At 48.4% G+C, this 23728-nt stretch carries 24 protein-coding genes; 7 read left to right on the top strand and 17 right to left on the bottom strand.

Annotated elements, in window-relative coordinates; translation table 11 throughout:
- Positions 1-30 precede the first annotated feature (30 nt).
- The 3 genes from LPA26_RS05215 to LPA26_RS05225 all read right to left on the bottom strand — a co-directional run bounded on the left by LPA26_RS05215 (position 31) and on the right by LPA26_RS05225 (position 3194).
- On the bottom strand, positions 31-1527 hold the full coding sequence (locus LPA26_RS05215; RefSeq protein WP_229007578.1) for a helicase HerA-like domain-containing protein: 1497 nt from the start codon (positions 1525-1527) through the stop codon (positions 31-33).
- 95 nt (positions 1528-1622) lie between these two features.
- Positions 1623-2087, bottom strand: coding sequence for a DUF302 domain-containing protein (locus LPA26_RS05220; protein ID WP_229007579.1), 465 nt, complete (start codon positions 2085-2087; stop codon positions 1623-1625).
- Between the two features lie 180 nt (positions 2088-2267).
- Complete coding sequence (locus tag LPA26_RS05225; protein WP_055825815.1) at positions 2268-3194, bottom strand: CysB family HTH-type transcriptional regulator; 927 nt, start codon at positions 3192-3194, stop codon at positions 2268-2270.
- 106 nt (positions 3195-3300) lie between these two features.
- Between LPA26_RS05225 and LPA26_RS05230 the strand changes: the two genes are divergently transcribed.
- From LPA26_RS05230 to fdxA, 7 genes are all read left to right on the top strand, one after another.
- Positions 3301-4071 (top strand): sulfite exporter TauE/SafE family protein, encoded by a 771-nt coding sequence (locus LPA26_RS05230; protein ID WP_229007580.1) that lies wholly within the window; start codon positions 3301-3303, stop codon positions 4069-4071.
- Positions 4072-4110: 39 nt separating this feature from the next.
- Entirely contained in the window at positions 4111-5787 is a 1677-nt protein-coding gene (locus LPA26_RS05235) for a nitrite/sulfite reductase (protein ID WP_229007581.1), read from the top strand.
- Positions 5780-6397, top strand: coding sequence for a DUF934 domain-containing protein (locus LPA26_RS05240; RefSeq protein WP_229007582.1), 618 nt, complete (start codon positions 5780-5782; stop codon positions 6395-6397). Before LPA26_RS05235 ends, LPA26_RS05240 begins: the two co-directional genes overlap by 8 nt.
- A complete protein-coding gene (locus tag LPA26_RS05245) occupies positions 6394-7152 on the top strand; it encodes a phosphoadenylyl-sulfate reductase (RefSeq protein ID WP_229007583.1) in 759 nt (252 codons plus the stop codon). The genes LPA26_RS05240 and LPA26_RS05245 overlap by 4 nt, the downstream gene beginning before the upstream one ends.
- Before the next feature lie 76 nt (positions 7153-7228).
- On the top strand, positions 7229-8158 hold the full coding sequence (gene cysD, locus LPA26_RS05250; protein WP_229007584.1) for a sulfate adenylyltransferase subunit CysD: 930 nt from the start codon (positions 7229-7231) through the stop codon (positions 8156-8158).
- A gap of 78 nt (positions 8159-8236) precedes the next feature.
- Positions 8237-9511, top strand: a complete 1275-nt coding sequence (gene cysN, locus LPA26_RS05255; protein ID WP_229007585.1) for a sulfate adenylyltransferase subunit CysN — start codon at positions 8237-8239, stop codon at positions 9509-9511.
- Positions 9512-9617: 106 nt separating this feature from the next.
- Positions 9618-9941 carry a ferredoxin FdxA gene (gene fdxA / locus LPA26_RS05260; RefSeq protein WP_055825835.1) on the top strand — a complete coding sequence of 108 codons (324 nt, stop codon included), beginning with the start codon at positions 9618-9620 and terminating at the stop codon, positions 9939-9941.
- A 63-nt stretch (positions 9942-10004) separates the two neighbouring features.
- Here fdxA and rnhB read toward each other — a convergent pair whose 3' ends face one another.
- The 14 genes from rnhB to tsf form a co-directional block, all read right to left on the bottom strand.
- Positions 10005-10622 carry a ribonuclease HII gene (rnhB, locus tag LPA26_RS05265; protein ID WP_229007586.1) on the bottom strand — a complete coding sequence of 206 codons (618 nt, stop codon included), beginning with the start codon at positions 10620-10622 and terminating at the stop codon, positions 10005-10007.
- Positions 10619-11788 (bottom strand): lipid-A-disaccharide synthase, encoded by a 1170-nt coding sequence (gene lpxB / locus LPA26_RS05270; protein ID WP_229007587.1) that lies wholly within the window; start codon positions 11786-11788, stop codon positions 10619-10621. The genes rnhB and lpxB overlap by 4 nt, the downstream gene beginning before the upstream one ends.
- Before the next feature lie 12 nt (positions 11789-11800).
- Entirely contained in the window at positions 11801-12580 is a 780-nt protein-coding gene (gene lpxA / locus LPA26_RS05275) for an acyl-ACP--UDP-N-acetylglucosamine O-acyltransferase (protein WP_055825844.1), read from the bottom strand.
- A gap of 43 nt (positions 12581-12623) precedes the next feature.
- A complete protein-coding gene (gene fabZ, locus LPA26_RS05280; protein ID WP_055825847.1) occupies positions 12624-13088 on the bottom strand; it encodes a 3-hydroxyacyl-ACP dehydratase FabZ in 465 nt (154 codons plus the stop codon).
- Between the two features lie 8 nt (positions 13089-13096).
- Entirely contained in the window at positions 13097-14155 is a 1059-nt protein-coding gene (gene lpxD, locus LPA26_RS05285; RefSeq protein WP_055825849.1) for a UDP-3-O-(3-hydroxymyristoyl)glucosamine N-acyltransferase, read from the bottom strand.
- Positions 14156-14195: 40 nt separating this feature from the next.
- Entirely contained in the window at positions 14196-14693 is a 498-nt protein-coding gene (locus LPA26_RS05290; protein WP_055825851.1) for an OmpH family outer membrane protein, read from the bottom strand.
- 52 nt (positions 14694-14745) lie between these two features.
- Positions 14746-17067 (bottom strand): outer membrane protein assembly factor BamA, encoded by a 2322-nt coding sequence (gene bamA, locus LPA26_RS05295; protein ID WP_055825852.1) that lies wholly within the window; start codon positions 17065-17067, stop codon positions 14746-14748.
- Positions 17068-17078: 11 nt separating this feature from the next.
- Entirely contained in the window at positions 17079-18455 is a 1377-nt protein-coding gene (rseP, locus tag LPA26_RS05300; protein ID WP_055867318.1) for an RIP metalloprotease RseP, read from the bottom strand.
- The gene (gene ispC / locus LPA26_RS05305; RefSeq protein ID WP_229007588.1) at positions 18452-19660 is read right to left on the bottom strand and encodes a 1-deoxy-D-xylulose-5-phosphate reductoisomerase; all 1209 of its coding nucleotides are present in this window, start codon (positions 19658-19660) and stop codon (positions 18452-18454) included. Before ispC ends, rseP begins: the two co-directional genes overlap by 4 nt.
- Positions 19661-19669: 9 nt before the next feature.
- Entirely contained in the window at positions 19670-20497 is an 828-nt protein-coding gene (locus tag LPA26_RS05310) for a phosphatidate cytidylyltransferase (protein ID WP_229007589.1), read from the bottom strand.
- A gap of 13 nt (positions 20498-20510) precedes the next feature.
- On the bottom strand, positions 20511-21275 hold the full coding sequence (gene uppS / locus LPA26_RS05315; RefSeq protein WP_055867327.1) for a polyprenyl diphosphate synthase: 765 nt from the start codon (positions 21273-21275) through the stop codon (positions 20511-20513).
- Positions 21276-21300: 25 nt separating this feature from the next.
- Positions 21301-21858 carry a ribosome recycling factor gene (gene frr / locus LPA26_RS05320; RefSeq protein WP_229007590.1) on the bottom strand — a complete coding sequence of 186 codons (558 nt, stop codon included), beginning with the start codon at positions 21856-21858 and terminating at the stop codon, positions 21301-21303.
- A gap of 42 nt (positions 21859-21900) precedes the next feature.
- Complete coding sequence (pyrH, locus tag LPA26_RS05325; RefSeq protein WP_229007591.1) at positions 21901-22617, bottom strand: UMP kinase; 717 nt, start codon at positions 22615-22617, stop codon at positions 21901-21903.
- Positions 22618-22749: 132 nt separating this feature from the next.
- On the bottom strand, positions 22750-23625 hold the full coding sequence (tsf, locus tag LPA26_RS05330) for a translation elongation factor Ts (protein WP_055825873.1): 876 nt from the start codon (positions 23623-23625) through the stop codon (positions 22750-22752).
- Positions 23626-23728 lie beyond the last annotated feature (103 nt).

The raw sequence follows: 23728 nt of genomic DNA on the forward strand, positions 1-23728 counted from the left end.
TGGTTCAGGTTTCAAGGTCAAGTTTGATGATTAACGTTTGGATTTACTGCCTCCGAGGATAGATCCTAGCACGCCCCTGATAATGGCACGGCCCAGTTGAGAGCCAATCGCCCGTGCTGCAGATTTCGCTGCAGACTCTAATACCGAGTCGGAGCGGCTTGTTTTACCACTGAGAATTCCGCCCAGATCAAATCCGGAAGAGGACTCTTGCTCTTGCGGGGCTTTTTCCTGAGTGGCCGCAGCGGCTTGCTCAGCCCGTTGCTTGAGAGTCTCATAGGCAGATTCCCTGTCCACTAACTTGTCATACACTCCCGCGACCAGTGATTGCGTCATTACCTGGTTACGTTCAGCATCGGTTGCGGGACCCACCCTGCTTTCCGGCGGACAGATAAATGTGCGCTCTACCGGCGTCGGGGCACCCTTCTCATCCAGGAATGAAACCAGCGCTTCACCTACCCCTAGCTCGGTAATGGCAGTAGCCACATCCAATTTTGGATTAGCGCGGAAGGTTTGCGCTGCGACCTGGACTGCTTTCTGGTCACGCGGCGTAAAAGCGCGCAAAGCATGCTGGACACGGTTACCCAATTGCCCTAGCACCACATCCGGAATATCCAGCGGATTTTGCGACACGAAATAGATCCCTACCCCTTTTGAACGCACCAAGCGCACCACTTGTTCGATTTTCTGCATCAACATTGCGGGTGCATCGTTAAACAGCAAATGCGCTTCATCAAAAAAGAATACGAGCTTTGGTTTTTCCAGGTCACCCACTTCCGGCAGTTTTTCGAATAGCTCGGATAACAGCCACAATAGTAAAGTGGCATAAACACGTGGTGAATTCAGTAATTTATCTGCCGCAAGGATATTGATATAGCCCAAACCTTTGGCATCGGTTTGCATCATATCTTCCAGGTTTAGCGCTGGCTCTCCAAACAAAGCATCACCGCCTTCAGTTTCCAGCTGCAATAATGATCGTTGAATCGCGCCCACACTGGCGGTTGAAATATTGCCGTATTGCGTCTGGTAGGTCGCGGCATTTTCGGCACAGTGCTGCGCCATGGCACGTAAATCTTTCAAATCCAAGAGCAGCATGCCATTGTCATCGGCCACCTTGAAAATCGCGTTCATTACACCGCTTTGCACTTCGTTAAGGTTAAGCATGCGGGAAAGTAGTAAAGGGCCCATTTCGCTAAGTGTGGTGCGAACCGGATGCCCTTTAGCACCAAACATATCCCAGAACATGACCGGGTAAGCTTTATTGCTGTAACCCGTTAGCGCCAGCTGCTGCACGCGTGCCTCGACTTTGGCATTGCCACCGCCAACCTGGCTCATGCCGGATAAATCCCCTTTGACGTCAGCCATAAATACCGGCACACCAATACGTGAAAACTGTTCGGCCAGACTTTGCAAGGTCACGGTTTTACCTGTACCGGTGGCACCTGCAATCAGGCCATGGCGGTTGGCCATTTTTGGCAACATCACGCTGTCGGTTTCATTATTTTTGGCGATGAGCATCGGTTCTATCATGGGAAGCACTCGTTTAAGTAATTGTTTGGTTGAGTATAGGTGATGACCCTGAAAAGTGGAAGGTAGTTGGCGGCAAACGATAGATCAAGAATCGCTTAAAAATCACCGCGACGTGCTTTTTCCATCAAACCAATCAAGGCATCTTCCAGTTGCTGCGCAGAAGCCTGCGCTCTGGGAGTAGGATTTTTGATATTTTTCAGATCATGCGTAGGCCTATCTAGCCCTAGGTATAAATGCAGCTTGCCTTGCGCATCCGGTTTTTCATATACAGCCACCCGGCAAGGCGCAAATACCAGAAACTCGGGATGATCGAGGATAATTTCCGTGCCCATGCTGAGGTTACAAAAGGTGCGGACCTCCTTGATCCCTTGTGGGTCTTGCCCGCGCAATTTCATATGTTCGCCAATCGGGAAATTGGCCGGACTGACAAAATTCATGCCTTCAGAAATAGACTTTAAGCTATCCACCAGATCCTGGTAGCTGACATTTGGCTGAACCGGTACTTCATAAATCGCGTTATCCAGATCTACATCCGGCATGCCATGGCCGATTGTACGCATGTGCGGCCCTTTATCAACAGCCTGTGCGCACCCCGTTATCGGCATACATAGCCATAGCAAACAACATAAGCCCGAGATGCAGCGATGCATGGTCAACATTCCTTTTTTAATTGAAGTTCATTACAGCACAGCGCCCTAAGCAGTCATGTGACTAAAATCACGGCAAATCACCAGCAGGGTTTATAAGTCTTGATGAAAAGCGCGCTGCACCGTACGTTTGTCGTATTGCGGCGACAGCATGGTAATAAAATTCAACATGTAGTCACGCAAAAAAGCATCACGACGCACACCCAGATAAGTCGTGCTATTCGGGAATAAATGACTGCAATCCAGGCTTTTAAGGGGCGCATCTCGTACTTCGTCATAGGCCATATTCGCAATAAGACCTATCCCAAGACCAAGGTTGACGTAAGTTTTAATCACGTCGGCATCAATCGCGGTAAACACTACGTTCGGCTGTAAATCGGCGTCATGAAATACTTTAGAAACCAAAGTACCACCGGTAAATGCAAAGTCATAGGTAATCAGCGGGTAATCCGCCAGGTCTTTTAATGTCAGTTTGCCTTTTTGCAGCAAGGGATGTTGCGGCGGCACTACAAGGCAGCGGTTCCACTCGTAACATGAGAGGCACGACAAACGCTCGTCATCACTGATATTTTCGGTTGCGATGCCGATATCGGCCTCACCGGAAGCCACATGCTCGGTGACCTGTGCCGGGTTACCCTGGTGGATCGCCAGTTTGACGTTAGGATATTGCGCGATGAACTGTTTAACCGCAGACGGCAAACGGTACCGTGCCTGCGTATGTGTCGTAGCAATGGTGAGTTCACCACTATCTTCCTGGCTATATTCATCGCCCACGCGTTTGATATTCTGCATATCCAGGATCACGCGTGCTGCCAGATCTACAATCTTACGGCCGGGTTCGGTGACGCCAATCAGGCGTTTGCCATTACGCTGGAATATTTGCAGGCCCAACTCTTCCTCAAGCAACTGAATCTGTTTGCTCACACCCGGCTGTGAAGTGTGCAGCACTTCTGACGCAGAAGAGATATTCAGCTGTTGACGGACGACCTCATGTATATAGCGTAATTGGTGAAATTTCATTGCCTGCTCAATATAACCAAAAGCTATATCATAGAACAACTGGTTATTAAATCAATAATTAAAAATCTGGTACATTTCGCGCACTAAAGTTAAGAAGATACTCCTCATGGAATTCGGATACATACTGGCAGGCTTTGTTGTCGGCTTTTTGGTGGGTTTAACAGGCGTTGGCGGTGGTTCGTTAATGACACCCATTTTGTTGCTGGTTTACAACGTGAAACCAGCGGTAGCAGTCGGCACAGACTTACTTTATGCATCCATCACCAAATCTGTCGGTATTTTTGCGCATGGCAAACTGGGGAACATTGACTGGCGCATTGTGAAGCGCCTGGCTATCGGTAGCATACCTGCCTCTATGGTCACATTGTGGGCGCTGCAAAGTATGGACTTGCAATCTAGCAGTGCCGTCTCCACCATTAAGTTCTGGTTAGGCATTGCACTGATTATCACTTCTATCGCTGTGTTGCTGCGAAACAAACTGATCTCCCTGGTTGCCAGTGAAGAATGGATTACCGTCCGCTATGTGCCCGCAGCGACGGTCATTCTCGGCATCATACTTGGCGGATTAGTGACCCTCACTTCAGTCGGTGCCGGCGCTTTGGGCGTAACTGCGCTCATCATGCTCTACCCTAAAGAAAAGATCACCACTATTGTCGGCAGTGATATCGCGCATGCGGTGCCATTGACGCTGGTGGCTGGTGTAGGTCATGCCTCTTTGGGCACAATAGACTACACCTTGCTAGGCACATTATTGATAGGTTCAATCCCCGGCATCTATCTCGGTAGCCACCTGAGTTCGCGGGTTGCCGAGCACTGGGTGCGTATTGTGCTGGCTATGATATTGATTTATGTAGGCTTTAAGCTGGTTTTCCATTAAAATACTGCCTCTTCGCAATGGCGAAAAAGTGATTTAAGCATGTACAAATACGACCCTATAGACCAACAAATTGTCAACGAACGTGTCGCCCAATACCGCGACCAGACCCGCCGCTACATCGCTGGCGAGTTATCCGATGAAGAATACCGCCCGTTAAGGTTACAGAACGGTCTGTATATCCAGCGCCATGCGCCTATGCTGCGTATTGCGATCCCTTATGGTTTGCTTGCAAGCAAACAGTTGCGCAAACTGGCAGATATTACAAAAAAATATGACCGCGGATACGGCCATTTCAGCACCCGCCAAAACCTGCAATTGAACTGGCCAAAACTGGAAGATACGCCGGATATCCTGGCGGAGCTTGCCACTGTCGAGATGCATGCCATCCAGACCTCCGGCAATTGCATCCGCAATATCACGACTGATCAGTTTGCAGGCATTGCACCGGATGAAATTATTGACCCGCGTGCAATTGCAGAAATCATGCGTCAATGGAGTACATTCCACCCGGAATTTGCGCTGTTACCTCGTAAATTCAAGATTGCAGTTTCCGGTACAACGCAAGACCGCGCCATTGTGCAAGCGCATGATATCGGCCTGGAATTTTACAAAGACAGCAATGACCAGATGGCAATTAAGGTCTGGGTTGGTGGTGGCCTGGGCCGTACACCTATCCTGGGCACGGTAATTCGCGAGCATCTTGAATGGCAGCACATCCTGTCTTACTGCGAAGCCGTCATTCGTGTGTACAACGTGCATGGCCGCCGCGATAACGCTTACAAAGCGCGCATCAAGATTCTGGTGAAAGCCCTGGGCATTGAAGAATTCAAACGCCAGGTAGAAGAAGAATGGGCGCATTTGAAAGACGGCCCGCTCACGATTACCAATGCCGAACTGGACCGCGTGGCCCAATATTTTGAGCCTATGCCTTATGAAACCTTGCCAGCGCATGATGCATCGTTTGATGCTGCGATTGCCTGCAACCCGGCATTTGCGACCTGGGTGAAACGTTCAGTACAACCACATCGTGTACCTGGTTACCGTGCCGTGACCTTGTCATTGAAACCACATGGCAAAGCGCCAGGTGACGTCACTAGCGAACAAATGCATGTAGTTGCTGATCTTGCAGATGCTTACAGCTTTGGCGAACTGCGTTCTTCACATGAGCAAAACCTGATTTTGGCAGATGTGAAACTATCTGATTTGTTTGCCGTTTGGGAAAAAGCACGCGCAGCCGGTTTGGCAACGCCTAATATTGGCCTGCTAACTGACATTATTTGCTGCCCTGGCGGTGATTTCTGCAGCCTTGCCAATGCTAAATCCATCCCGATTGCAGAAGCGATTCAAAACCAGTTTGATGACCTGGATTACCTGCATGAAATTGGTGACATCGAACTGAATATTTCCGGTTGCATGAACGCTTGCGGCCATCACCATGTAGGCCATATTGGTGTGCTAGGCGTGGATAAAGACGGCTCTGAATGGTATCAGGTGACTATTGGTGGCAAGCAAGGCAATGACGCCAGTATCGGCAGCGTGATCGGTCCTTCTTTCTCGGCTGAAGAAATGCCTGGCGTAGTTCAAAAACTGATAGAAGTGTATATCCGTGAACGTCATGAAGATGAGCGTTTTATCGATACTGTCCGCCGGTTAGGCATCGCGCCATTCAAAGCGCATGTTTATGCAGACCAGAAAAAGGAGCCACGGCATGAGTAACCTGATTCGTCTGAATGCCGAAGGTGTAGCTGAAATCGTGCAGGATGAATGGATACGTGTGATCCCCCCAGCCCTCGGTGAAGAGTCTGTACGCAAGCAAGCGGGTAAAGTCGTATTGTTCAAGTTGACTGGCGAAACCACTTTTACACCTGAACAAATTGCCGACACACAAATCCCTGCAACTGGCAAAGTGCTTGTGCCGCTGACGGTGTGGCAGGCTCGCAAGGCTGAATTGCAAGCTCGTTTGGACGCTGGTGATGTTGGCATTGTGCTGGCAACCCATGAAACAGCAGAAGCCTTGCAGGAAGAATTTTCAGATATTAATAGCCTGCCGCTAGTTGCTGTATTCGTTGAGCGCTTTGCTGATGGCCGCATTTTCACCCTCGGCAACTGGTTGCGCACCCGCTTCGGTTACAAAAATGAATTGCGCGCTATTGGTGACGTATTGCGTGATCAGTTGTTTTTCCATAAACGTTCCGGCTTTAACAGCTTCCTTATCCGCGCTGACCGCTCTGCACAAGAGGCCGTCGCCAGTCTGAATGACTTTAGCCAGCCTTACCAGGGTGCTGTGGATGACGTGCCTGTCTGGCGGAGAGTAAATCGCTCATGAGTGGTGCTGTCAGCATGCTTAAGCCGACCGCTAAAAATCCGGCTACCAGTCCTGAACTGATTGATGCATTGGTCAGCAGTGTGCAGGCCAAGCGTGCGCAAGCGTTAGAATTGCTGAAAGCAGCCGTTGCCGAATTTCCGGCAATCACCTTCGCCAACAGTTATGGCGCTGAAGATATGGTGCTCACAGACCTGATCGCAAAAGAGCAACTGCCTATCGAGATTTTCTCACTGGATACCGGTCGCCTGCCTGCCGAAACTTACACACTGATGGCTGATGTGGAAAATACCTATACCATTAAACCAATGGTGTTTTTCCCCAGGCACGAAGCGGTTGAAAATTATGTGCGCACGCAAGGTATCAATGCTTTTTACGAAAGCATTGAGCTGCGTAAAGCCTGCTGCCATATGCGTAAAGTCGAGCCATTACAGCGCGCCCTTTCCGGCAAACAGGCATGGATCACAGGTATGCGTGCTGAACAGGCGACTACCCGCAGCAATCTGCCGACCCGGGAATACGATGCTGGCAACAAGCTGGAAAAATTCAATCCTTTAAGTGATTGGACTGAAAAAGAAGTATGGGCCTATATCCGCATGTTTAGCGTGCCCTACAATGATTTGCACGACCAGTTTTACCCAAGTATAGGCTGCGCGCCATGTACACGTGCAGTCGCCATGGGCGAAGATATCCGTGCTGGCCGCTGGTGGTGGGAAGACCCGACGAATAAAGAATGCGGACTGCATGTTAAAAAGTAACGACAAATGAATACGGTTCAATACATATGCTGTGTTGAACCTGAAAGCATTTGTGGCTGATTGATAGAAGATTGAAATGACAACTAAACAACCTTTGTCTCACCTCGACTGGCTGGAAGCTGAAGCCATACATATTTTGCGCGAAGTCGCTGGCCAATGCTCAAACCCGGTATTGCTGTTTTCGGGTGGTAAAGACTCATTATGCATTTTACGCCTGGCAGAAAAAGCATTCCGCCCTGGCCGTTTTCCGTTTCCGCTTTTGCATATCGACACCGGTCATAACTACCTAGAAGTGGTGAACTTCCGTGACCAGCGTGCGGCTGAATTGGGTGAGCGCCTGATTGTGCGCTCAGTGGAAGATTCGATCAAACGCGGCACGGTGGTATTGAAATCGGCCGATGAACCGCGTAACAAGCATCAATCTGTGACCTTGCTGGAAGCCATTGAAGAATTCGGCTTCGACTGCTGCATTGGCGGTGCCCGCAGGGACGAAGAAAAAGCGCGTGCCAAAGAACGCATCATGAGTTTTCGTGATGAGTTCGGTCAGTGGGACCCTAAAAACCAGCGTCCTGAATTGTGGAACCTGTACAACGCCCGCGTGCACAAGGGTGAAAACATCCGTGCTTTCCCGATTTCAAACTGGACCGAAATGGATGTCTGGCAATATATCGAGCGCGAAAAACTGGAACTGCCTAGCATCTACTTTGCGCATCAGCGCGATATTGTCATGCGTAATGGCTCGATTTTCCCGGTGAACGTGCCCCTGTCTGATGGTAGCCTGATTAATCAGCCAAAAGCGGCCGAAGAAGTCATCAACATGCAGGTGCGTTTCCGTACTGTAGGAGATATCACTTGCACGGCGCCAGTCATTTCGGATGCTGATGATGTCAGCAAAATCGTGATTGAGACAGCTACAACGACTATCACCGAGCGCGGTGCGACCCGTCTGGATGACCAGACCTCCGAGGCTTCGATGGAGCAGCGTAAAAAAGAAGGTTATTTCTAAAAATGCAGATAAATCCATGGGTAGCATTCCATAGGGCGTTTCCCAAGAGTTCTTCAGCATTTTAATTAAGTGAACATTATGACAACACAACACAATGATTCTTTGCTACGCTTTATGACTTGCGGCAGCGTGGATGATGGCAAAAGCACTTTAATTGGCCGCCTGTTATACGATACTAAAACCATTCTGACCGATACGCTAAGTAATATTGAGCGTACCTCGAGTAAACGCGGTATGGATGCCGTGGACCTGTCATTACTGACTGATGGCCTGCAAGCTGAACGTGAACAAGGTATTACCATTGACGTGGCTTACCGTTATTTCAGCACCGGCACGCGTAAATACATCATCGCTGATGCGCCTGGTCATGAGCAATACACGCGTAATATGGTGACTGCCGCTTCTACAGCGAATCTGGCAATCATTTTGATCGACGCCCGCCGTGGTGTGCTGACACAAACGCGCAGACACAGCTACCTGGCGCATCTGGTAGGCCTGCAGCATATTGTGGTAGCAGTAAATAAAATGGACCTGGTTGATTATGACCAGGCCACATATGAAAAAATTAAAGCGGATTACCTGGCATTTGCTACCGAAATTGGCTTGGCGCAAGCACGTGATATCAAGTTCATCCCGATGTCTGCCCTTAACGGCGACATGCTGGTAGACCGCCTGGACAACCTGGATTGGTATCAAGGCGAGACGCTGCTGGAAATCCTGGAGCAGGTGCCTGCAGCGCACAGCGACCCGGCAGAACAATTCCGCTTCCCGGTGCAATTTGTTTGCCGCCCACATGATTCTGCCAATCCTGAACTGCACGACTTCCGCGGCTTTATGGGCAGGGTCGAGTCTGGCGAGATTGCTGTAGGCGATGCTGTTACCGTATTACCTAACGGCTACCAATCCAAAGTCAAAGCCATTCAGATTGGCAATGATCAATTGCAAAGCGCGCAAACAGAACAAAGTATTACCCTGTTGCTTGAAGACGAAATCGACACCTCGCGTGGTGATATGATTGTGAAAACTGCTGAAGTGATAGAGCCGGTGAAACAGATTGAAGCTCACGTTTGCTGGCTGTCTGAAACACCGCTGTCTCCAGCCCGTACGTATGTTGTGCGCCACACTTCTCGTGAATCCAAGGCCAAAATTGGTACGATTCAATACAAAGTAGATGTGAATACGCTGGAACAACAATCGACCGCTGACTTGAAAATGAATGACATTGCGCGTGTCAGCTTTAAACTGGCCCAGCCGTTGATGGTCGATAGTTATGATAAAAACCGTGCCACTGGTGCGTTTATCGTCATCGACGAAAGTACCAACAATACCGTTGGCGCGGGTATGATTGTTTGATCAATCGCAACGCAACTCATCGTCAATTAGACTAATTTGCAATAAAATATCGTTCTGGCTGACCCTAATATTTTGGCTGAAACCAAGCCGCTAAGGATTTGAAAAAATGACCTATGTAGTAACCGAAAATTGTATTCAGTGCAAATATACCGATTGCGTAGATGTGTGCCCGGTCGACTGCTTTGTTGAAGGCCCTAACTTTCTCGCCATTAACCCGGATGAGTGTATTGACTGCACCCTGTGTGTCGCGGAATGCCCTGCTGAAGCCATTTTCTCGGAAGATGATGTGCCAGCCGACCAGCAGCACTTTATCGAACTGAATGCGCGTCTTTCAACGGTATGGCCTACCATCACCTCGAGAAAAGATCCTCTGCCGGAAGCAGACGATATGAACGGTAAACCAGGTAAAACTGCATTGCTGGTCGAATAGCCAACCTGCTCCAAATAAAAAACCGCTCAAGTGAGCGGTTTTTTATTTGTTCACGCTTGGGTTTTAACCACCTGCCGTGACGGACTGATGGCTTAAACCCACAACAAGCAGTTTTTTCACAGGCGCATAACTGCGACGGTGCTCAGTCGTTACACCGTATTCCGCCAGGCGCTCAAGGTGCAACGCAGTCGGGTAGCCTTTATGCTGGGCAAAGCCATACTGGGGATATTGTGTATCCAGTTCCAGCAAAGAAGCGTCCCTGGCTGTTTTTGCGAGGATAGAAGCCGCAGAAATTTCAGCGACTTTACTATCGCCTTTAACAATGGCTTCACATGGCAAGTCAAACTTTGGCCGGCGATTACCATCTACTTGAATCAAGGTCGCATGCATATCAAAATCGTTCACCATTGCCAGATACGCGCGCTGCATCGCCAGCATACTGGCTTGCAAGATATTGATCTCGTCTATTTCCTGCGCGCTGACACTGGCAATGCCCCAAGCAAGGGCATGTGCTTTAATTTCAATAGTCAGTGAATTACGTTTGGCTTCAGATATTTTTTTGGAATCCGCCAACCCTGGGATGGGGCGTTCTGGATTAAGAATCACAGCCGCTGCATATACCGCGCCGGCCAATGGCCCCCTGCCCGCCTCATCAATGCCACAGAGCCGCTGAATAGTCATGATGCGGTCGGCAAGAACTGCCTGATGACAGCCGCCGCCTTTTGCGCACTGTTCTGTTTTAATTGCGTATGGATAGCGCGATATTTTTCGCGCAGCACCGCCAGGCCGGTTTTATCTGCCAGTAAGTTATACAGCGTCTGTGCAATTTGTTCGGGATTGGCGTCCTTCTGTAATAACTCAGGCACAATAAATTCACCCGCCAGGATATTTGGTAAACCTACATATGGTTGTAGACGCATGCGTTTCAGCAGTTGCCAGCTCATATTAGACATTTTGTAAGTGATCACCATCGGTTTTTTAAGCAAGGCCGCCTCAAGCGTTGCCGTGCCTGAAGCAACCACAATAGCATCAGCGGCTATCATGGCCTCATGGGCATGGCCGAACATGATCTGCATATCGATGTCGATATCAGGCTTTTGTGTCAGCAACTGATGCCAGGCATTCTGGAATATATCGCGTGTTTCACGCGTCACCAGTGGCACCAGGAATTGCACGGTATTGCCATTCTCGCGCATCAAACGCTCGAATGAAATAGCCGTTTCCAGCATCAGCTCAGCATGAAAAATCACTTCTGACTGACGGCTGCCTGGTAATAGTGCAATCACTACACTATTCTTCTTCAATTTGAGCTTTTCACGCATTTGCGGCACATCTGGTTCCATAGGCAAAGCATCTGCCAGCGGGTGACCGATATAGGTCACAGGAACGCCTATCTGCTGATACAGGGGGGGCTCAAACGGGAACAGTGCCAAGATATGCGAAACCGCACGTTTAATATTGTGAATACGGTTTTTGCGCCATGCCCAGATGGAAGGGCTTACATAGTGAATAGTCGCAATGCCTTTGGCTTTCAGTTTCTTTTCTAACCAGAAATTAAAATCAGGCGCATCGATGCCAATAAACACATCAGGTTTCTGTATCAGGATTTGTTTGAGTAACTCTTTGCGTAGCTTGAGCAAGCCCCAAAGATGCCGGAGTACTTCCAGGTAACCACGTACCGAAAGGCGTTCAATCGGGTAAAGAGATTTAGCCCCTAAACTCATCATTTTAGGTCCGGCAATGCCAAAAATCTGAATATCTGGATGCAGTGACTTGAGCTCTTGGATCAGGTGGTAACCCAGCAAATCACCGGAGGCCTCGCCCGCCACCATTGCAATTTTAGCCATAGTGTTTTTGAACTAACGCACAATGCCGCGCGTAGTTTGCGCGAGAAAACGGGTCATCAGGCCGATTTCAGGGCATGATTTTTCCATTTCAGCCAAAGCCAGTTTTGCTTCTTCAAATGACAAACCCTGACGGTAAAGCACTTTGTAAGCACGCTTGATCTGCTGAATCGCTTCCGGAGTATATCCGCGTCGCTTCAGGCCTTCCGCGTTAATACCATGCGGTTGCGCATCATAGCCGGCAGCTGTGACGTAAGGTGGAATATCCTTGAATACAACTGAACCAACCGCAGTAATAATATGTTCGCCAATCTGGCAGAACTGATGCACCAGGGTAAACCCGCCGAGGATAGCGTGATCGTAAATGGTGACGTGACCCGCCAGGGATGAGTTATTGGCCATAATCGTATGGTTACCGACGATACAATCATGCGCAATATGCACATAGGCCATAATCCAGTTATGGTCGCCAATTTTAGTCGTGCCTTTATCCTGGATGGTGCCGCGGTTGAAAGTACAAAATTCGCGTATGGTGTTATGGTCACCGATTTCCAGTGTCGTCGGTTCATCCTTGAACTTCTTGTCCTGGGGTTTTGCACCCAGGGAAGAAAATTGGAATATCTCATTCTGTTTGCCGATAGTGGTCGGCCCTTCTATGACCACATGAGAGCCAACTTTGGTACCCGCATCAATACGTACACCAGCGCCTATGGTGGTGAATGCACCCACTTCAACCGAACTATCCAGTTCAGCTTTGGGGTCAATAATGGCAGTAGGATGAATCAGGCTTTGCATCTTTTAATGTGTGCTGCATACCGCAGCAATACGGAGATAAGGGTTATTTTTCAATCGCTTTGAGAATACACATCATGCTGGCTTCAGCCACCACTTCGTCAGCCACTTTGGCGACCGCATTGTATTTCCAGATACCTTTTAAGATACGATCAATTTTGACATTCAGAATAATCTGGTCACCTGGGGAAACCGGCTTTTTAAAACGCACATTATCGATTCCGGCAAAATAATACACAGAGTCATTCGTCGGTTTAATGTTCATGGTTTTGAATGACAAGATGGCAGCTGCTTGCGCCATTGCCTCCACAATCAATACACCTGGCATCACAGGATGATAAGGGAAATGACCTGGGAAGAAGGGCTCGTTCACTGAGACATTTTTCACTGCTACAATTTCTTTGCCTAGTTCCATCGATAAAACGCGATCCACTAATACGAACGGGTAACGATGCGGCAAGTGTTCCAAAATCTCATGAATATCCATGCTATTCACTGCATTCTCAGCCATAAATTCTCTCAATCTTCTGTATGTTTTTTTATACTGCTTACTGCTTGCTCAAGCTGCTTGAGCTTGAGATTGGTTTGTTCTAAATGCCGGATATTCGCAGCTGTCCGTAACCAATCTTCATGTTTCTGGAACGGCATCAACGCAGTGTAAGTACCCGGTTGCTGGATTGAACGCATGATCATGGAGCCTGGTGAGATCGTTACGCCATCAGCAATCTGCAGATGACCTAATATCATTGCGGCGCCTCCAATTTTACAATGCTGTCCTATCACAGCGCTGCCAGCAATGCCGGTACAGCCTGCAATCACTGTATGCGCGCCAATGCGGACATTATGGGCGACCTGTATCAAATTGTCCAACTTCACACCATCTTCGATGACAGTATCATCCAGGGCACCCCGATCTATGGTGGTATTAGCACCTATATCTACATGATCACCAATAACGACGCGGCCTATTTGCGGTATTTTAACCCATTGACCCTGCTCTTCGGCATAGCCAAAGCCATCATTTCCAATAATACTGCCAGAAAACAGATGACAGTCATGACCGATGACAGTGCCATGCTTGACGACTACGCGCGGCTCGAGAACCGTATGTTCGCCGATAATGACATCATCCTCAATTACGCAGCCTGCGCCAATACGTACGCCCTTACCTAATGTCACCCGATCACCAATCGTGACCATCGCATCTATGGTTAGCTCATGAGGGAGTTTAGTCTCATAGCCAATCACAGCACTATCATGAATATGATTGCTATATTGCTTGGGCGGATTTAGCAGAGCCGATAGCTTGGCGAAATAGGCATAGGGATTTTCTGTCAGGATGCACGGTAATTCAGTCAGATGCCTGTGCTCAGCACGCAAAATAACCGCTGAGGCTTGCGTCGCTCGCAACGACTGCGTGTATTTGGTGTCATTGAAAAAAGCGATGGATCCAGCCTGCGCTTGCGCCAGGGAAGACATGCGAGAGACTTTAACGGATGTTTCTTCAGGCGATGACCCTGTACTGACTTCGCCTCCCAATGACGCCGCAATATCTTGCAATGAAAAAAGTTGCGTCATGGATACCAGACCTTAGAATGCTTTCTGACTATATCGCAGGCTATTTTTTGCCAAGCAACTTGAGTACTTTATCGGTGATATCGATACGTTTGCTAGCGTAGGCAATGCCACTATAGGCAACCAGATCGTAGCCTTCATTTTCGGCAACGGTTTGTACTGCTTTGTTAATACGTTCCTGCAACACGGCCAATTCTTCATTCTTGCGTAAGTTGATATCTTCACGCAGCTCACGCTGCTTGCTTTGGAACTCCAGGCGCATATTATTCAGTTGGCGTTCTTTCACACGACGATCAGACTCATTAATGCTCGTGCGATCATGATCAAGCTGTGCCTCCAGATCGCGAATCTGCTTTTGCAGTTTTTCCAGATCCAGAGAGCGTGGACTAAACTCTCTCTCCAGCTTTTTGCCCGTTTCAACCGTTTGCGGTGCTTCTTGCAGCAGTTTATCGACCTGCACGTAGCCTACCTTGAAATCGGCAGACCAGGCTTGTCCGCACCACAGCATAAGGCTCAGCCACACCACCAGAAGACTTCTCATGCAGCTACCCCTTTCTGCGTTTGCATTATCCTAAACTTAAGCAAGGATGCCATTAAAATTGCTGACCAAACTGGAATTGCAATGTTTGTGTATCATCATTTTCTTTTTCTTTAAGTGGCTTGGCAAGAACAAGCTTCAATGGGCCGAATGGTGACACCCATGTCACACCGACACCAGTTGAAAATCTCAAATAATCGGAATTGATAGAATCGTTCTCACCAAAAACACCACCGCCATCCACGAATGCACTCAATCTGAACTGGTTAGACTGCGAGACAAATGGGACTGGCATAAACAATTCGATATTTCCAACCAACCGTTTAGTACCGCCGACCGCAAAATCGGAACCTGAAATCGGGTTTACATCACGCGGACCTAATGATGAGTTCAGGAAACCACGTACACTGTTCACACCACCGGCATAGAAGTTCTTGAAGAACGGGTAATTTTTGCCGCCATAACTTTTCGCATAACCTGCTTCACCATTCAACATCAAGGTGAAATCTTTGCCCATGTCTTTAAACCAGCTATGTTGGTAACTCATTTTGTAATATTGCAAATCCAGACCTGGCAATGACACATCGCCAGACAAACGTTGCAACACACCACGGCGTGGGAAAAGAATGTTATCCCTGGAGTCGAAAGTCCAACCCGCATTCAGCACCACAGAGTTACTGCTACAACCATTGCTGTTTTCACAGAATCTCAGATATTGAATCGGACTGTCAGCGGACAAATCAACACTGGTAAAATCAAGCGTCACACCGGCACTGAGGAAATCCATTTCAGATAGAGGCATACCGAAACGCATACCTACACCGTAAGACTGGCTGTTATAGTTACCCACGTTTAAAGTAGAGGAATTTCTTCTGCTGGTATCCACGTCACGGCGGTATATATCGAAGCCACGGCTGATGCCATCCGGCGTGAAATAAGGGTCTGTGTAAGACAATGAATACACAGTGTTATAGCTACTGGTGTTCACTTGCAATGCCACACGGTTACCAGTTCCCAGGAAGTTAGGCTGGTTGACGTTGAAGCCCAATACCACACCATCACTACTGGATAAACCGGCACCAAACTGGACGCTGCCAGTGGCTTTTTCAGCCACCGTCACCGTCATATCGACCTGGTCGTTAATACCTGGGACGGATGGTGTCTCTAACTCAACACTATCGAAGAAGTTCAGGCGCTGGATACGCTCTTTAGAGCGCTTGATCTTATCACCGGCATACCAGGCGGATTCCAGCTGGCGCATCTCGCGACGGACTACGGCGTCACGTGTTCTGGTGTTGCCTTGCACATTGATACGGCGAACGTACACTTTGCGGCCAGGATCAACAAAGAAGGTAAAAGCAACGGTGTGTTCCAGTTTATTGATTTCCGGCACTGCATTCACGTTAGCGAACGCGTAGCCTTCTTCACCCAGCTTGTCATTGATATTTTTGCTGGCATCAGTGACTTTTTGACGGTTAAATACATCGCCATCCTGGATATTGATCAGCTTACGCAGGTCCTCTTCCGGCAATAACATTTCGCCAGCCAGTTTGGTCTTGCTGATGTTATATTTTTCGCCTTCGGTGATATTGACGTTGATGTACACATCACGTTTATCAGGAGAAATCGATACCTGTGTTGAATCAATGGAGAATTCCAGGTAACCCTGATTCATATAAAACGAACGCAAAGCTTCAAGGTCAGCGGTCAGTTTTTGTTTGGAATACTGGTCATCCTTATTCCACCAGCTCATCCAGTTTGGTGTCGTCAGCAAAAAGTTAGCGCGTAAATCCTCTGTTTTGAATAGATGATTACCTACGATATTGATATCGCGAATTTTAGCAGCCGGGCCTTCAGTGATTTCAAAGCGGATAGATACGCGATTGCGCTCAAGCGGACTGGAAGTTGCTTTTACTTCGGCACTGTACTTGCCTTGCGAAAGGTACTGGCGCTTGATTTCCTGCTCGGCACGATCCAGTAAGGATTTATCAAAAATCTGTCCTTCGGCAATACCGATTTGTTTGAGGCCTTCCTTTACTTTGTCAGTTGGGAAAGATTTGTTACCGCTAAAGTCAATCTGGGAAATGGAAGGACGTTCCTGGACAGTCACCACTAATACGTCACCATCATTTTCAATACGTACATCCTTGAAAAAACCGGTGGAATACAGCGATTTAATCGCCTGTGCGGCCTTTTCATCGCTCATCACATCGCCTACCTGCATCGGCAGGTAATTAAACACCGTACCGGCTTCGGTACGTTGCAAGCCCTCTACACGAATGTCAGAGATGACAAAAGGCTCTGTCGCGTAGGCTTTCAGATGGATAATTGCTGTTAACAGGCACAACAATAACTTGGAACTAGACTTTATTCTCATTAACTATGCTCTCAACCTACCAGGTAACGATTAATGTCATTGAAAAAAGCGATGAACATTAAAGCACCCAGCAACCCCAAACCAAGACGCTGGCCAATCTCCAGCACCTTGTCAGGCAAAGGTTCTCCTCGAATCAATTCCGCCATATGATACAACAAATGCCCGCCATCCAATACTGGTATCGGTAGCAGATTCATGACTGCAATGCTGATACTTAACAATGCGATAAAGCCGATATAAGGCTTAAGTCCTAGCCCAGCGGTTTCCCCAGCTGCATCCGCAATGCTGACAGGGCCACTGATCGCTTTTAAAGAGGCTTGCCCGGTCAGCATTTTACCAATCATTTTTAAGGTAAATACGATGGTTTCCTGTACACGGTGCACTGCGCGTATGGCTGCCTCGGCTACGGTGTAATGGCGTTCAACGCGGTAGGGTGCCAGGTCAACAGCCTCCATATTGACCGCTGCACCAAGGCGCCCGATTTTTTGTCCGGCTTCTACCACCGTTTCCGGCAGCAATTTCACCTTTAATATTTCGCTGCCCCGCTGATATTCAACTTTCAATGGTTTCGATGGGTTGGCCCTCACCCACTTCACAAACTGCTGCCAGTCTTCGACCGGTTTATTATTAACGCTAAGAATATGATCGCCTACCTGCAAGCCACTGGTTTCCGCGACCGAGCCCGGCAGAACCTCACCGACCACTGCAGGAATGACAGGCATCTGCATGGAAATGCCGACTTTCTGCAAGACATCGCCTTCTGGCTCGCCAGGTAAGGCCGCCATTGGCAGGATATGCGTATGCGCTTCGCCCTGCACTGTGCGGGTGACCACTTTGATTGACTGATGCGCCACCCAGGCTTCAAGCAACTGCCATTGGGCGTCTTGCCAGGTAGTGACCGGTTTGTTATCGAGGGAAACCACCAGGTCGCCTGAGCGCAGTTTAGCCTCGGCTGCCAGTGAACCTGATTCTACCGGGCCAATATATGGTTTCAGGCCTACCTCGCCCTGCGCAATCAAGCCCCAGTAACAGACAAAGGCCAGTAATAAATTAGCCAGAGGCCCTGCAAATACAATCCACATTTTAGCGGCAACATGTTGGCGGTCAAAAGCGCGCGACCAGTCGGTGGTGGTGGCTTGATATACTGGCGTTTCGAGGGATTCGGACTCACGGCTATCAAGCATTTTGACATAGCCGCCCAGTGGAATCCAGGATAGTACCCACTGAGTGGATTCTGGCGAGTGCTGGTATTTAAAAATAGGCTTGCCAAAACCAATCGAAAATTTAAGCACCCTGACGCCACAACTTCTTGCAGCCAGGTAGTGACCAAACTCGTGGATGGTGACCAGCACACCGATGGCGATAATGAATGCCAATACAGATGTCATAGCGCTACCGCTTTAAAAACAGAGGTGACTGTTGTTTTCGCAATCGCATTCTGGACACAGGTACGCGCCTTTGCATCAATTTCCAGTAATTGCTCTATGGAATTCACTTTTTCGACCGGCAGTTTTTGCAGCGCTTCATTCAGCAACCGCGGAATATCTAAATAATGAATTTTATCCTTGAGGAAAGCCGCCACCGCAACTTCGTTGGCAGCATTGAGGACAGCAGGCGCGGTTCCCCCTGCGGCCAGCGCATCATAGGCCAGTTGCAGGCAAGGGAAACGATCAGTATCAGGGTTTTCAAATTCGAGCTTAGCTATATCGACCAGGCTCAGCGGTTTGACACCTGAAGTGATCCGTTGCGGGTAACCAAGACCATAGGCAATCGGCGTGCGCATATCGGGGTTACCCAATTGTGCCAGGATACTGCCATCCACATAAGACACCATGGAATGAATGACACTTTGAGGATGCACCACCACTTCAATCTGGTCAGGACGTGCATTAAACAACCAGTGCGCTTCAATGACTTCCAGGCCTTTATTCATCAGGGTAGAAGAGTCAACGGTAATTTTTGCGCCCATCACCCAGTTGGGATGCTTAAGCGCCAACGCGGGCGTCACTTCAGCCAGCTGCGCGTGCGTAAAACTGCGGAACGGACCACCGGAAGCGGTCAGGATTATCTTATTGACGCCAACATCCGCGATGTCCTCATACGCCTGGCCCGGCATGGCCTGGAAGATGGCGTTATGCTCGCTATCAATCGGCAGAAGTGTCGCTTGCCCTTGCTTGACCGCATCCATAAATAATTGGCCGGCCATCACCAGCGTTTCTTTATTGGCGAGCAATATCTTTTTGCCAGCGTTGGCAGCTGCCAGCGCAGGCAATAATCCAGCGGCGCCTACAATCGCGGCCATGACAACATTCACGGTTTCATGCGCTGAAACTTCGATCAACCCCTCAATTCCAGAGAGCACTTCACTCTTAAGATTTTCAGACTGTAACCGTTGGTGTAAACGCTGCGCTGCATCTGTATCCTGCATCACGGCATATTGCGGTTTGTAACGCGCGCATTGTTGCAACATGGCATCCACATTCTGGTGTGCGCTCAAGGCAAACACGGCGTAGCGGTCCGGATGTTGTGAAATCACATCCAGCGTCTGCTGACCAATGGTGCCGGTACTGCCCAGTATAGTGACGTATTGCAAAATGGCCTTTTAAAATGAGTAAGACTGTTGCCAGTAATGAAACCAGAATACCAGGCATAAACCTACCGGCAGTGCCGGGATCACCCCATCGACACGGTCCAAAAACCCACCATGCCCTGGTAAAAACTGTCCACTATCCTTCAGGTTGGCGCGACGCTTGAAAAACGATTCGAATAAATCGCCATATACACCGACAATGGTGATAATCCACAGGCCTGGCAGTACCCACCAGGTTGTCACGGCCCCGGTAGCTTTCAAAGTAACAGCATACACCCCAACCACCAGCAATGCACCCAGCACGCCTTCCCAAGTTTTGCCCGGGCTGATGGCTGGTGCCAGTTTATGCTGCCCAAATTTTTTACCGAAAAAGTAGGCCGCGGTGTCAGCCAGCCAGATAGTAGAAATGATAACCAGCAATACGTAAGGATTGACCTCTTGCGCAGTCACCAGCGCCATCCACAATGACAACATAAGGCAGCAGCCGAGGAAAAGATTAATTGCCTGCTGCTTGAAAAAGGTATTAAAAAACATCGCCACTGGCACAACAATTAACCAGAAAAATGTCATCCCTATAAACACTTGCAAGGCATGATAGAAAAACCAATGGAAACCCCATCGCTGCAACAAAACCAGCATAGCCACGCCAGTGAGTGTAGAAAATGTTAAATAGATCCGGGTCTGCGTCGGGCTTAGCTGCAAAAAACCGGCCCATTCATGCAAGCAGACCAGCGTTAGCAGTAACATGGCAGACGCCCACCACATCATGGGCAGGTAAAACAACGCTGGGAGAAATAGCCCTAGCAATATTACTGCCGTGATCACTCTGGTTTTCAACATAGATATAAATAAATTAAGTCGCGCTATTATCGCTGCTGAATTGTTCACTGGTACGCCCGAAACGACGTTCACGTTGACGGTAAGAAACTAACGAAGCTTCAAAGGCGGCTTCATCAAAATCAGGCCACAAAGTATCTGTGAAATAGAGCTCTGTATAGGCAAGCTGCCACAACAAGAAATTACTAATGCGTGTTTCACCGCCGGTGCGGATAAACAAATCCGGTTCCGGTGCATAAGGCATTGAGAGATATGGCGTCAGGTCAGATTCATTGATTTCAGTGACCTTGCCGTCCTTGGCTTGCAATAGAGCATTTACTGCATTGATCACGTCCCAGCGTCCGCCATAGTTAACGGCAATGGAAAGGGTCAGTCCGCTATTACCAGCTGTCTTCTGCTCGGCTTCGAGCATTTTTTGTTGCAACACTTCATTAAACAGGCTACGGTCGCCTATTAATTTGAGAATGATGTTGGCTTCGTGCAGCTTGCTGACTTCCCGCTCCAACGCTTCCAGGAACAAACCCATCAGGAAGGTCACTTCTTCAGAAGGACGGCGCCAGTTTTCGCTGCTAAACGCAAACAAGGTCAGAAATTTGATATCCAACCGCACGCAGGCTTTCACCAACTGCCTGACAGACTCAAGGCCGCGCTGGTGTCCTGCTACCCTGGGTAAAAAACGTTTTTTTGCCCAGCGGCCATTGCCATCCATAATCACCGCCACATGTTGCGGCAGCTCGTTGGTGTCGGGGACTTGCTTGGTAGAACTGGAAAAGAAACCCAAAATATACGCTCAACTAGATAGCAGCTTACACCGCCATCAAATCCGTTTCTTTCTGTTGCAGCAGTTTATCCACCTCAACCACCGCTTTATCGGTCATTTTTTGTATTTCTTCTTCAGCACGACGCTCATCATCTTCTGAAATCGCTTTGTCTTTTTCCAGTTTTTTCAATGCATCGTTGGCATCGCGGCGTATATTACGAATCGCCACTTTGGCGCTTTCACCTTCTGTGCGTACAATTTTAGTCAAGTCGCGACGACGCTCTTCAGTCAGCATAGGCATAGGTACACGGATCAGATCGCCGTTGGTTGCCGGATTCAATCCCAGATCACTGTCGCGAATAGCTTTTTCTACTTTTGCAATCATGTTTTTTTCGTAAGGCTGCACATTAATCGTACGTGCGTCTCCCAGGTTAACGTTAGCGACCTGGTTAACCGCCACCATAGAGCCATAGTACTCAACCATGACATGGTCCAGCAAACCGGCATGCGCGCGACCTGTACGTACTTTCGCCAAATCTGTTTTTAATGCGTCCAGAGACTTTTGCATCTTCTGCTCGGCAGATTTTTTAATGTCTTCAATCATGATTTTTCTCCAATCTTACTTTACTTCCGCAACCGTCAAGCATTAAGCCTTAACGCGCGTGCCTTCATTCTGACCCAGGATAATATTCTTAAGCGCGCCTTGTTTGAAAATACTGAAAACGGCAATCGGCATTTTCTGGTCACGGCATAGAGTAAACGCTGTAGCGTCCATTACTTTCAGGTTTTTATTAATCGCTTCATCAAATGAAACGGTATCGTAGCGGGTTGCTGTCGGATCTTTTTTCGGATCAGCGGTATAAATGCCATCGACCTTGGTCGCTTTTAAAACGATTTCCGCATCAATCTCTACGCCACGCAATGCAGCAGCCGTATCGGTGGTAAAGAACGGGTTACCGGTACCGGCACCAAAAATCACCACTTTACCTTCTTCAAGGTAACGAATTGCTTTGCCACGAATATAAGGTTCAGCCACTGCTTCGATATTCAATGCACTTTGTACACGCGCAGCGACACCCGCATGCTTCATGGCATCCTGCAACGCCATGGCATTCATGACCGTAGCGAGCATACCCATATAATCAGCCGTTGCGCGGTCCATGCCTTCGGCTGCGGGTGCGATGCCACGGAAAATATTACCACCACCAATCACGATGCCGACCTGCACACCCATATCAACGATTTCTTTGACTTGCAAAACAATCGCATTCACTGTCTCACGATTAATGCCGTAAGCATCATCGCCCATCAGCGCCTCACCGGATAATTTAAGGAGAACACGCTTGAAAACAGGTTGTGCCATTGCTATTTTTCCCAAACTCAAAATGTGCCTATTTAATCACAAAACACGGTTTATTGGGCCAGAAACCGACCCGTTAAGCATAAAAAAAGTGGAATCCGCAGATTCCACTTTTTAGGGATTGCTTGAAAGCAATTAAACTTTTGCCGCAGCAGCTACTTCAGCTGCGTAATCCACCACTACTTTTTCAATGCCTTCACCAACAACATACATCGTAAATGAAGCAACGCTTGCATTGTTATTTTTCAGCAATTGCTCAATCGACAGTTTGTCATCTTTCACAAAAGTCTGGCTCAGCAAAGTCACTTCTTTCAAGAATTTTTGCACAGTACCGTCAGCGATTTTTTCCAGCATGGCGTCTGGTTTGCCAGCTTCTTTAGCTTTCTCAATCGCTACGCGACGCTCTGCTTCGATCAAAGCCGCATCCACGCCACTGGCATCCAGTGATTTCGGTTTCGCAGCAGCTATGTGCATCGCCAGGTCTTTACCCAGATTCTCGTCACCACCAACCAAGTCAACCAGCACACCGATTTTGCTACCGTGTACATAGCTATACAACTGGCCTTTGGCTTCAGTACGTACAAAACGACGTGGCGTGATGTTTTCACCGATTTTACCAACCAGTTGCGCACGCACAGCTTCAGCAGTCTCACCACGCATAGGCAAACCAGCAACCGCTTCGATATCGGCAGGGTTATTTTCATTAACCACTTGTGCCAATTCAGACACAAATTTCAGAAACTCTTCGTTTTTGGCACAGAAGTCTGTTTCAGAGTTTACTTCGATCAAAGTACCAACTTTACCACCAGCGGCGATATTGATACCTACGGTACCTTCAGCTGCCACACGGCCAGCAGCTTTGCTTGCCTTGTTACCAAAACGCACACGCAGAATTTCTTCGGCACGTGTCATATCGCCTTCAGCTTCAGTCAATGCTTTTTTACAGTCCATCATAGGTGCATCGGTGCGCTCACGTAACTCTTTCACCATGCCTGCGGTAATTTCAGCCATTTACTACTCCTTTTGTTAGGATTCCTGCTTGAGGATTTACTAAATATTCTTTTAATCAACAATACACTGACGATGTGTCAGCCATATTGCATGCGATGCAATA

The organism is Methylophilus sp. Leaf408, from assembly GCF_916856905.1.
Taxonomy (GTDB): domain Bacteria; phylum Pseudomonadota; class Gammaproteobacteria; order Burkholderiales; family Methylophilaceae; genus Methylophilus.

What these genes read in the sequence shown, in the direction of transcription:
- LPA26_RS05215 (WP_229007578.1), bottom strand. Translation starts at nt 1,527, where the DNA reads ATGATAGAACCGATGCTCATCGCCAAAAATAATGAAACCGACAGCGTG.
- LPA26_RS05220 (WP_229007579.1), bottom strand. Translation starts at nt 2,087, where the DNA reads ATGCGTACAATCGGCCATGGCATGCCGGATGTAGATCTGGATAACGCG.
- LPA26_RS05225 (WP_055825815.1), bottom strand. Translation starts at nt 3,194, where the DNA reads ATGAAATTTCACCAATTACGCTATATACATGAGGTCGTCCGTCAACAG.
- LPA26_RS05230 (WP_229007580.1), top strand. Translation starts at nt 3,301, where the DNA reads ATGGAATTCGGATACATACTGGCAGGCTTTGTTGTCGGCTTTTTGGTG.
- LPA26_RS05235 (WP_229007581.1), top strand. Translation starts at nt 4,111, where the DNA reads ATGTACAAATACGACCCTATAGACCAACAAATTGTCAACGAACGTGTC.
- LPA26_RS05240 (WP_229007582.1), top strand. Translation starts at nt 5,780, where the DNA reads ATGAGTAACCTGATTCGTCTGAATGCCGAAGGTGTAGCTGAAATCGTG.
- LPA26_RS05245 (WP_229007583.1), top strand. Translation starts at nt 6,394, where the DNA reads ATGAGTGGTGCTGTCAGCATGCTTAAGCCGACCGCTAAAAATCCGGCT.
- cysD (WP_229007584.1), top strand. Translation starts at nt 7,229, where the DNA reads ATGACAACTAAACAACCTTTGTCTCACCTCGACTGGCTGGAAGCTGAA.
- cysN (WP_229007585.1), top strand. Translation starts at nt 8,237, where the DNA reads ATGACAACACAACACAATGATTCTTTGCTACGCTTTATGACTTGCGGC.
- fdxA (WP_055825835.1), top strand. Translation starts at nt 9,618, where the DNA reads ATGACCTATGTAGTAACCGAAAATTGTATTCAGTGCAAATATACCGAT.
- rnhB (WP_229007586.1), bottom strand. Translation starts at nt 10,622, where the DNA reads ATGACTATTCAGCGGCTCTGTGGCATTGATGAGGCGGGCAGGGGGCCA.
- lpxB (WP_229007587.1), bottom strand. Translation starts at nt 11,788, where the DNA reads ATGGCTAAAATTGCAATGGTGGCGGGCGAGGCCTCCGGTGATTTGCTG.
- lpxA (WP_055825844.1), bottom strand. Translation starts at nt 12,580, where the DNA reads ATGCAAAGCCTGATTCATCCTACTGCCATTATTGACCCCAAAGCTGAA.
- fabZ (WP_055825847.1), bottom strand. Translation starts at nt 13,088, where the DNA reads ATGGCTGAGAATGCAGTGAATAGCATGGATATTCATGAGATTTTGGAA.
- lpxD (WP_055825849.1), bottom strand. Translation starts at nt 14,155, where the DNA reads ATGACGCAACTTTTTTCATTGCAAGATATTGCGGCGTCATTGGGAGGC.
- LPA26_RS05290 (WP_055825851.1), bottom strand. Translation starts at nt 14,693, where the DNA reads ATGAGAAGTCTTCTGGTGGTGTGGCTGAGCCTTATGCTGTGGTGCGGA.
- bamA (WP_055825852.1), bottom strand. Translation starts at nt 17,067, where the DNA reads ATGAGAATAAAGTCTAGTTCCAAGTTATTGTTGTGCCTGTTAACAGCA.
- rseP (WP_055867318.1), bottom strand. Translation starts at nt 18,455, where the DNA reads ATGACATCTGTATTGGCATTCATTATCGCCATCGGTGTGCTGGTCACC.
- LPA26_RS05310 (WP_229007589.1), bottom strand. Translation starts at nt 20,497, where the DNA reads ATGTTGAAAACCAGAGTGATCACGGCAGTAATATTGCTAGGGCTATTT.
- frr (WP_229007590.1), bottom strand. Translation starts at nt 21,858, where the DNA reads ATGATTGAAGACATTAAAAAATCTGCCGAGCAGAAGATGCAAAAGTCT.
- pyrH (WP_229007591.1), bottom strand. Translation starts at nt 22,617, where the DNA reads ATGGCACAACCTGTTTTCAAGCGTGTTCTCCTTAAATTATCCGGTGAG.
- tsf (WP_055825873.1), bottom strand. Translation starts at nt 23,625, where the DNA reads ATGGCTGAAATTACCGCAGGCATGGTGAAAGAGTTACGTGAGCGCACC.